General features: G+C 71.9%; 2 protein-coding genes. Both read right to left on the bottom strand.

From position 1 onward, the window contains the following. Positions 1 to 3751: type I polyketide synthase (locus ACIGXM_RS37170; protein ID WP_396568548.1), on the bottom strand; the 3751-nt coding region annotated here is incomplete at its 3' end. An 88-nt stretch (positions 3752 to 3839) separates the two neighbouring features. Continuing rightward, positions 3840 to 9018 (bottom strand): type I polyketide synthase (locus ACIGXM_RS37165; protein ID WP_396568547.1); only part of this gene is annotated, 5179 nt, incomplete at its 5' end.

The raw sequence follows: 9018 nt of genomic DNA, 5'->3' as shown, positions 1-9018 counted from the left end.
CACCAACACCCACACCCGCCAAACCCTCACAAACCACCACCTCCACACCACCAACCAACACCGACCGCGGCACCCACTCCACCCGATACAACGAGTCGCGCTGCTGATCGCGCGCGGCGGTGAGCTGCTCGGCGGCCACCGGGCGCAGCATCAACGACTCGACCGACAGCACCTGCCTCCCGGCCCCGTCGGCGACCGACAGCGAGACGGAGTCCGTGCCGGCCGGAGCCAACCGCACCCGCAGCGCGGCCGCACCGGCGGCCGACACACTCACTCCACTCCACGAGAACGGGATCCGCCCCTGGTCGTGGTCCTCGACGAAGTCGCCCAGACCGACGGCGTGCAGAGCCGCGTCCAGCAGCGCGGGATGCACACCGAAGCCCGTGGTCTGAACGTCCTCGGGCAGCGCGACCTCCGCGAAGACCTCGTCCCCGCGCCGCCACCCGGCCCGCACGCCCCGGAACACCGGGCCGTACTCCAGACCCAGCCCGGCCAGGCGGTCGTACAGCGCGTCGACGTCGACCTCGGTCGCCCCGGAGGGGGGCCACTCGGACAGCTCGAACTCCGCGCGCGGACCCGTCGCGAGCACACCCGTGCCATGGCACGTCCACGGCTCGGCAGCCGTGGCGTCGTCGGGCCGCGAGTACAGCCGAACGGCCCGGCGGCCGGACTCGTCGGCGTGGTCCACCATGACCTGGAGGTGGATGCCGCCCTGCTCGGGCAGCAGCAGCGGGGCTTCCAGGGTCAGTTCCTCGACCCGGTCACAGCCCACCTGGTCGCCGGCCCGGATCGCCAGCTCCACCAGCGCCGTGCCCGGCAGCAGGACCGCGCCCATCACCACGTGGTCCGCCAGCCAGGCGTGCGTGGCGAGCGACAGCCGGCCGGTCAGCAGCACGCCGTCACCGTCGGCCAGCGCGACCGCGGCACCCAGCAGTGGGTGATCCGCCGACCACAGTCCCGAGCCGGTGAGATCACCGGTGGCTGGGCGGGTGTCGAGCCAGTAGCGCTCATGCTGGAAGGCGTAGGTGGGCAGGTCGACGCGCCGGGCACCACGACCCGCGAACACCGCCTCCCAGTCGAGAGCGATACCGTGCGCGTGCAGTTGGGCCAGGGCGGTGGTGAAGGCCACGTCCTCGGCCCGGTCGGCACGCAGGGCCGGAACGGTGACGGCACCGGAGTCGGCCAGCGTCTCCTGGGCCATCGCGGTCAGACCACCGGGGCCGACCTCCAGGAACGCCGTCACGCCCTCGGCCGCCAACGCCTGGACCGCGTCGGCGAACCGGACCGTGTGGCGAACATGACGCACCCAGTACTCCGGATCCCCCAACTCGCCCTCGGCGACCGGCCGTCCGGTCAACGTGGAGACGATCGGCAGCGTCGGAACGCCGAAGGTGACACGCTCGACCACCGCACGGAACTCCGCCAGCATCGGCTCCATCAACGGCGAATGGAACGCGTGCGACACCGCCAACCGCTTCGTACGACGCCCCTCGCCCGCCAACCGCCCCGCAAGCTCTAGCACCGCGTCCTCGGCACCCGAAAGCACCACCGACGACGGCCCGTTGACCGCCGCAACCCCCACCCGGCCCTCACGCCCGACCAGCAGCGGCAACACCTCGTCCTCCGAGGCCTGCACCGCCACCATCACCCCACCCGACGACAACCCCTGCATCAACCGCCCACGAGCAACGACAAGTTCAGCGGCGTCCGCCAACGAGAACACCCCCGCCACATGCGCGGCAGCCAACTCACCAACCGAATGCCCAGCCAGGAAGCCCGCCCGCACACCCCACGACTCCACCAACCGGAACAGCGCCACCTCCACCGCGAACAACGCCGGCTGCGCGAACTCCGTCCGCTCCAACAGCCCGGCATCCGCACCGAACACCACCTCACGCAAAGACCGCCCAAGGTGAACATCCACCGCGACACACACCGCGTCGAAAGCGTTGGTGAAAACCGGGAACGACGCACACAACTCACGCCCCATCCCCAACCGCTGACTCCCCTGTCCCGAGAACAGCAGGGCGACCATGCTCCGGGGAGCCACCGCCCCCGTGACCACCCCCGCAGCGGACTCGTCCCGGGCCAGCGCGCCGAGGGCCTCGCGCAGGGCTTCCCGGTCCGCCGCGACGATCGCCGCCCGGTGGTCGAGCGCGGCCCGCGTCGTCGCGGAGGAGAGGCCGATCTCCGCCACCGTGAGATCGGGGTTGGCCTCCGTGTGGCGGAGCAGTCGCGCGGCCTGGTCGCGCAGCGCGGTGGGGCTCTTGGCCGCCAGGAGGACGGGTGTCGGCAGGGCGGGCAGTGGCAGCGACCGCGGCTCGCCGGTCCGCTGGGGCTCGGCGTCGCCCGCCTCCTCGGCGGGCTCCGGCGCCTGCTCGATGATGACGTGCGCGTTGGTGCCGCTGAAGCCGAAGGAGGACACGGCAGCGCGGCGCGGGCGGTCACCCTCCGGCCAGGCCACCGGCTCGGTCAGCAGCTCCACGGCCCCGGCGGACCAGTCCACGTGCGGCGTGGGCCGGTCCACGTGCAGCGTCTTCGGCAGCAGCCCGTGCCGGAGGGCCTGCACCATCTTGATGACGCCGCCCACCCCCGCCGCGGCCTGGGTGTGGCCGATGTTCGACTTCAACGAGCCCAGCCAGAGCGGCCGGTCCTCCGACCGGCCCTGACCATAGGTCGCCAGCAACGCCTGCGCCTCGATCGGGTCACCCAGCGTCGTCCCGGTCCCGTGCGCCTCCACCGCGTCCACCTCGGCCGCGGACAGCCCCGCACTCGCCAACGCCTGCCGGATCACCCGCTGCTGGGACGGCCCGTTCGGCGCCGTCAGACCGTTCGACGCACCGTCCTGGTTCACCGCCGAACCCCGCACCACCGCCAGCACCGGGTGCCCGTTGCGCTCCGCGTCCGACAACCGCTCCACCAACAGCATGCCGACACCCTCAGCCCACCCAGTCCCGTCTGCGGCGGCGGCGAACGGTTTGCAGCGACCGTCGGCGGCCAGCCCACGCTGCCGGCTGAAGTCCACGAACGAGGTGGGGTTGAGCATCGCGGTGACCCCGCCGGCCAGCGCCAGCGTGCACTCGCCCTGCCGCAGCGCCTGCACCGCCAGGTGCAGGGCCACCAGCGAGGAGGAGCATGCCGTGTCCACCGTCACCGCCGGCCCCTCCAGACCGAAGGTGTAAGCCACCCGGCCGGAGACGACACTGGCCGCACTGCCCGTACCGATGTAGCCCTCGACGTCCTCCACCGCCTGCTGGAGAACGGCCGAGTGGTCGTGGTACATGACGCCGGCGAACACGCCGGTTCGGCTGCCACGAAGCGAGGTCGGGTCGATCCCCGCCCTTTCGAAGGTCTCCCAGCAGGATTCCAGCAGAATGCGCTGCTGAGGGTCCATGGTGAGGGCCTCGCGGGGCGAGATCTCGAAGAGTCCGGCGTCGAAGAGATCGATCCCGTCGAGGAATCCGCCCTCCCGCACGTGGCTCGTACCGCGCGTGTCGGGGTCGGGGTCGTAGAGCGCGTCCAGATCCCAGCCACGGTCGGCGGGGAACTCCGAGATCGCGTCCCCGCCGTCCACCAGCAGTCGCCAGAGGTCCTCCGGCGACTTGACGCCGCCCGGAAAGCGGCAGCTCATCGCCACGATCGCGATCGGCTCCTGCTGGGCGTCGTCCATCTTCTGTAGCCGCTCGCGGGCCTCGTGCAGGTCCGCCGTCACTCGCCGGAGGAAGTAGCGAAGCTTTTCCTCGTTGTTCACCTGAGGCCATCCTCTTGCAGAGATCTCATGGAGCCGAAATCCGGCAGATTCGTTGGGGGGACGAGAGTTTTCCGCCAACTCTCAGGGGTCAGGAGATACCGAATTCCTTGCCGAGGAACTCGTACATCTCGTCGTCGGTCGCGACGTTGAGCTCGTCGGCGAAACTGGCCTTCGGTTCCTCCGACGCGGACGGCGAGCCGGGCGTGGAGTTCGCCCACAGTGCTGTCAGGGCCCGCAGTCGCGACGCGACGGCATCGCGGCCGTCATCGTCCGGTGCCGCCGTGCGCAGCGCCGCCTCCAGCCCGTCGAGCTCCGCGAGCAGTGCGCTGACGCCCTGCACCGCCGGAGCGGTCTCGGCCCGCAGGTGCTCGGCGAGTTCGTCGGGCGTCGGATAGTCGAAGATCAGCGTGGGCGGCAGCCGCAGCCCGCTGGCCGCGGCCAGGCGGTTGCGCAACTCGACCGCGGTCAGCGAGTCGAACCCGAGCTCGCGCAGCGCCCGTCGAGGGCGCACCACGCTGGGCGAGGCGAGGCCGAGGACCGCCGCCACGTGCTCGCAGACCAGGTCCAGCAGCAGCTTGCGCTGCTCGGCCTCGGTCAGGCCGGTCAGCCGAGCGGACAGCGTGGGCGCCTCGACCGTCGCCGCACTCGCGGTGGCGCGCCGGGTCGGGACTCGTACCAGGCCCCGCAGGAGCGCGGGGAGCGAGCCCGTCGCGGCCCGGGCCCGCAGGCCCGTCAGGTCGAGTCGCACCGGCACGACGGTCGTCTCAGGACGGCCGGACGCGGTGTCGAAGAGCGCCAGCCCCTCCTCGGTGGACAGCGGCAGGACTCCGCTGCGGACCATTCGGCCGCGGTCGGCGTCGTTCATCCTGCCGGTGATCCCGCTGCCTTCGGCCCACAGGCCCCAGGCCATCGAGACCGCCGGCAGCCCGGCCGCCCGGCGCTGCTGCGCGAGCGCGTCCAGGAAGGCGTTCGCCGCAGCGTAGTTGCCCTGCCCCGCGCTGCCGAGCACACCGGCCGCGGAGGAGAAGAGCACGAACGCCGACAGCTCCAGGTCCCGGGTCAGCTCGTCCAGATGCAGCGCCGCGTCAACCTTCGGACGGAACACCCGGTCGATGCGCTCCGGCGTCAGCGAGTCGATCACCGCGTCGTCCGCCACGCCAGCCGCGTGCACGACCCCCGTCAGCGGGTGCTCGGCCGGAACGGCCGTCAGCAGCGCGACAAGCGCGTCGCGGTCCGCCACGTCACAGGCCGCCACCTCGACGCACGCACCAGCGGCCGTCAACTCCGCCACCAGCTCGGCCGTCCCCTCGGCACGACCGCCACCGCGGCTCACCAGCAGCAGCCGACGCACACCGCGCTCGGTCACCAGGTGCCGTGCCACCAGACGGCCCAGCGTGCCCGAGGCCCCGGTCACCAGCACCGTGCCGTCCTCGGCGAAGGCGGGGGCGGCGGGGCTTCCGTCCGCCGTCTCGACCCGTGCGAGGCGAGGCACCAGCACCTCACCGTCACGCACCGCGAACTGCTCCTCGCCGGCGTCGAGCAGCGCGGGCAGGGCGCGGACCGAGTCCGCGTCCCGGTCCAGATCGACCAGGACGAACCGGCCCGGGTGCTCCGACTGCGCGGACCGCAGCAGACCCCGGACCGCGGCCTGGGCCGGATCGACCTCCTTGTCGCCGTCCCGTGTGACCACCGAGTTGCTGGTCAGCACCACGAGCCGGGAGTCGGCGAGACGCCCGTCGGAGAGCCACTGCTGCAACAGCTCCAGCATCCGGTGGACGGTGCGGTGCGCGTGCTCCGTGGGATGGTCACTGTCGATGTGGCTGCCCACGGTCGCCAGGACCACGGCGGGCAGTGACTCACCGCTCTCGGACCGCCGCAGCACACTCGGCAGATCCGGGTGGAAGGCGGCTCGCGCTCCGGTCTCCTCGACGGCGGCGCGCAGGCCGTCGTCGTCACCGATGACGGCCCACGACTCGCCCATCGGCAGTCGCGAGACGGGCAGGACCGTCCAGTCGACGCGGTAGAGCGAGTCCTGCTGTCCGCTGCGGGCAGCACTCAACTGCCCAGCGGGGACGGGGCGCAGGACGAGGGAGTCGATCGCGGCGACGGGATGGCCGGTGCCGTCGGCGACCAGCAGGGAGACGGCGTCCGGACCGGCCGGAGCCAGCCGCACCCGCAGGGCACTCGCACCGGTCGCGGACAGCCGGACCCCACTCCACGAGAACGGGATCCGCCCCTGCCCGGTGTCGGGCAACAGCCCACCCAGACCGACCGCGTGCAACGCCGCGTCCAGCAACGCCGGATGCACACCGAACCCGCCGACCTCCGTACCCTCCGGCAACGCGACCTCGGCGAACACCTCCCGACCCCGCCGCCACAACCCGCGCAACCCCCGGAACACCGGACCGTAACCGAACCCGAGCTCCGCCAACCGCTCGTAGTAACCCCCGGTCCCCACCACCTCGGCGGCAAGGGGCGGCCAGGACGCGAGGTCGAACGTCTCCGTCCGTCCCGGTGACACCGCTCCAGTCGCGTGGCAGATCCAGGACTCGACGCCGTCGCCCGACTCCGGGCGCGAGTACACGTTCACCGTGCGGCGGCCGGACTCGTCGGCGCCACCCACCGCGATCTGCAACTGGACCGCGCCCTGCTCGGGCAGAACGAGCGGCGCCTGGAGGGTCAACTCGTCCAGCAGGCCACAGCCCACCTCGTCGGCCGCCCGCAACGCCAGATCCACCAGCGCGGTACCCGGCAACAGCACCACGCCCATCACCACGTGCTCCGCCAACCAGGGCTGAGCGGAGAGCGACAACCGCCCCGTCAGGAGCGTGCCCTCGCCACCGGCCAGCGTGACCACCGCGGCCAACAGCGGGTGGTCCGCCGCCGTCAGTCCTGCCGAGGCGACATCACCGGTCGGCCGGCTCGACTCCAGCCAGTAGCGTTGGCGTTGGAAGGCGTAGGTGGGCAGGTCGACGCGCCGGGCACCACGGCCCGCGAACACCGCCTCCCAGTCGAGGGCGACGCCGTGCGCGTGGAGTTGGGCCAGGGCGGTGGTGAAGGCCACGTCCTCCGGACGGTCGGCGCGCAGGGCCGGAACGGCGACGGCACCGGAGTCGGCCAGCGTCTCCTGAGCCATCGCGGTCAGACCACCAGGGCCGACCTCCAGGAACGCCGTCACGCCCTCGGCCGCCAACGCCCGGACCGCGTCGGCGAACCGGACGCTGTCACGGACGTGACGCACCCAGTACTCCGGATCCCCCAACTCGCCCTCGGCGACCGGCCGTCCGGTCAACGTGGAGACGATCGGCAGCGTCGGAACGCCGAAGGTGACACGCTCGGCCACCGCACGGAACTCCGCCAGCATCGGCTCCATCAACGGCGAATGGAACGCGTGCGACACCGCCAACCGCTTCGTACGACGACCCTCGGCCGCCAACCGCCCCGCAAGCTCCAGCACCGCCTCCTCGGCACCCGAGAGCACCACCGACGACGGCCCGTTGACCGCCGCAACCCCCACCCGGTCCACCAGATCACCCAGCAGCGGCAGCACCTCGTCCTCCGAGGCCTGCACCGCCACCATCACCCCACCCGACGGCAACGCCTGCATCAACCGCCCACGAGCAACGACAAGTTCAGCGGCGTCCGCCAACGAAAGGACGCCCACGACATGAGCGGCAGCCAACTCACCGACCGAATGCCCGGCCAGGAAGTCCGCCCGCACACCCCACGACTCGACGAGACGGAACAGCGCCACCTCCACCGCGAACAACGCCGGCTGCGCGAACTCCGTCCGCTCCAACAGCCCGGCATCCGCACCGAACACCACCTCACGCAACGACCGCCCAAGGTGAACATCCACCGCGACACACACCGCGTCGAAGGCAGCCGCGAACACCGGGAACAACGCACACAACTCACACCCCATCCCCAACCGCTGACTCCCCTGCCCCGAGAACAGGAACGCGAGCCTGGTGTCCGGGAGAGCGGCCCCACATACCAGCCCAGCGAGCTGCCGATCCTCGATCACACCGGCCAGGCCCTGCAACAGCTCCTCACGACTGTTCCCCACCACCACCGCGCGGTGCTCCAGCGCCGCCCGCGAGGTGGCCAGGGAGTAGCCGAGGTCCGCGGGGTCAAGCTCCGGGTGCTCGGTGACAAGGGCGGCGAGGCGTTCCGCCTGGCCGCGCAGCGCGGCCGGATCCTTCGCCGACAGCGGCCACGGCACAGCCACACCGGACATCGACGCACTCGATCGCTCAGCGGAGACCGCCACCGGCGGCTGCTCCAGCACCACGTGCGCGTTGGTCCCGCTGACACCGAACGAGGAGACACCGGCCCGACGCGGACGGTCACCCACCGACCAATCCACCGACTCGGTCAGCAGCCGCACCGCACCCGCCGACCAGTCCACGTGCGGAGTCGGCTCGTCCACGTGCAGCGTGCGCGGCAGAACCCCGTGCCACATCGCCATCACCATCTTGATCACACCAGCCACACCGGCCGCCGCCTGCGTGTGACCGATGTTCGACTTCAACGAGCCCAGCCACAGCGGCCGCTCCTCCGGGCGGTCCTGCCCGTAGGTCGCCAGCAACGCCTGCGCCTCGATCGGGTCACCCAACGTCGTACCCGTCCCGTGCGCCTCCACCACGTCCACATCCGCAGCCGACAGCCCCGCACTCGCCAACGCCTGCCGGATCACCCGCTGCTGCGCGGGACCGTTCGGCGCCGTCAGACCGTTCGACGCACCATCCTGGTTCACCGCCGAACCCCGCACCACCGCCAGCACCGGATGCCCGTTGCGCTCCGCGTCCGACAACCGCTCCACCAACAGCATGCCCGCGCCCTCGGCCCACCCGGTCCCGTCCGCCGCGGCGCCGAACGCCTTGCAACGACCATCCACGGCGAGACCGCGCTGACGACTGAACTCCACGAAGGTGCTCGGCGTCGCCATCACCGTGACGCCACCCACCAGGGCCAGCGAGCACTCACCCTGCCGCAGCGCCTGCGCCGCCAGGTGCAACGCGACCAGCGAGGACGAGCACGCCGTGTCCACCGTCACCGCCGGCCCCTCCAGACCGAAGGTGTAAGCCACCCGCCCGGAGGCCACACTGCCGGAGGTCCCCATACCGAGGTGGCCTTCGAGGCCCTCCGGCACCGCGGCGAGCTGCGAGGCGTAGTCGTGGTACATCACGCCCGCGAACACCCCGGTCCGCGAACCCTTCACCGAGGTCGGATCGATCCCCGCCCGCTCGAACACCTCCCACGAG

The sequence above is a fragment of the Kitasatospora sp. NPDC052896 genome (genome assembly GCF_044547075.1).
Lineage (GTDB): Bacteria > Actinomycetota > Actinomycetes > Streptomycetales > Streptomycetaceae > Kitasatospora.
This window is presented reverse-complemented; position numbering and strand designations above follow the sequence as displayed.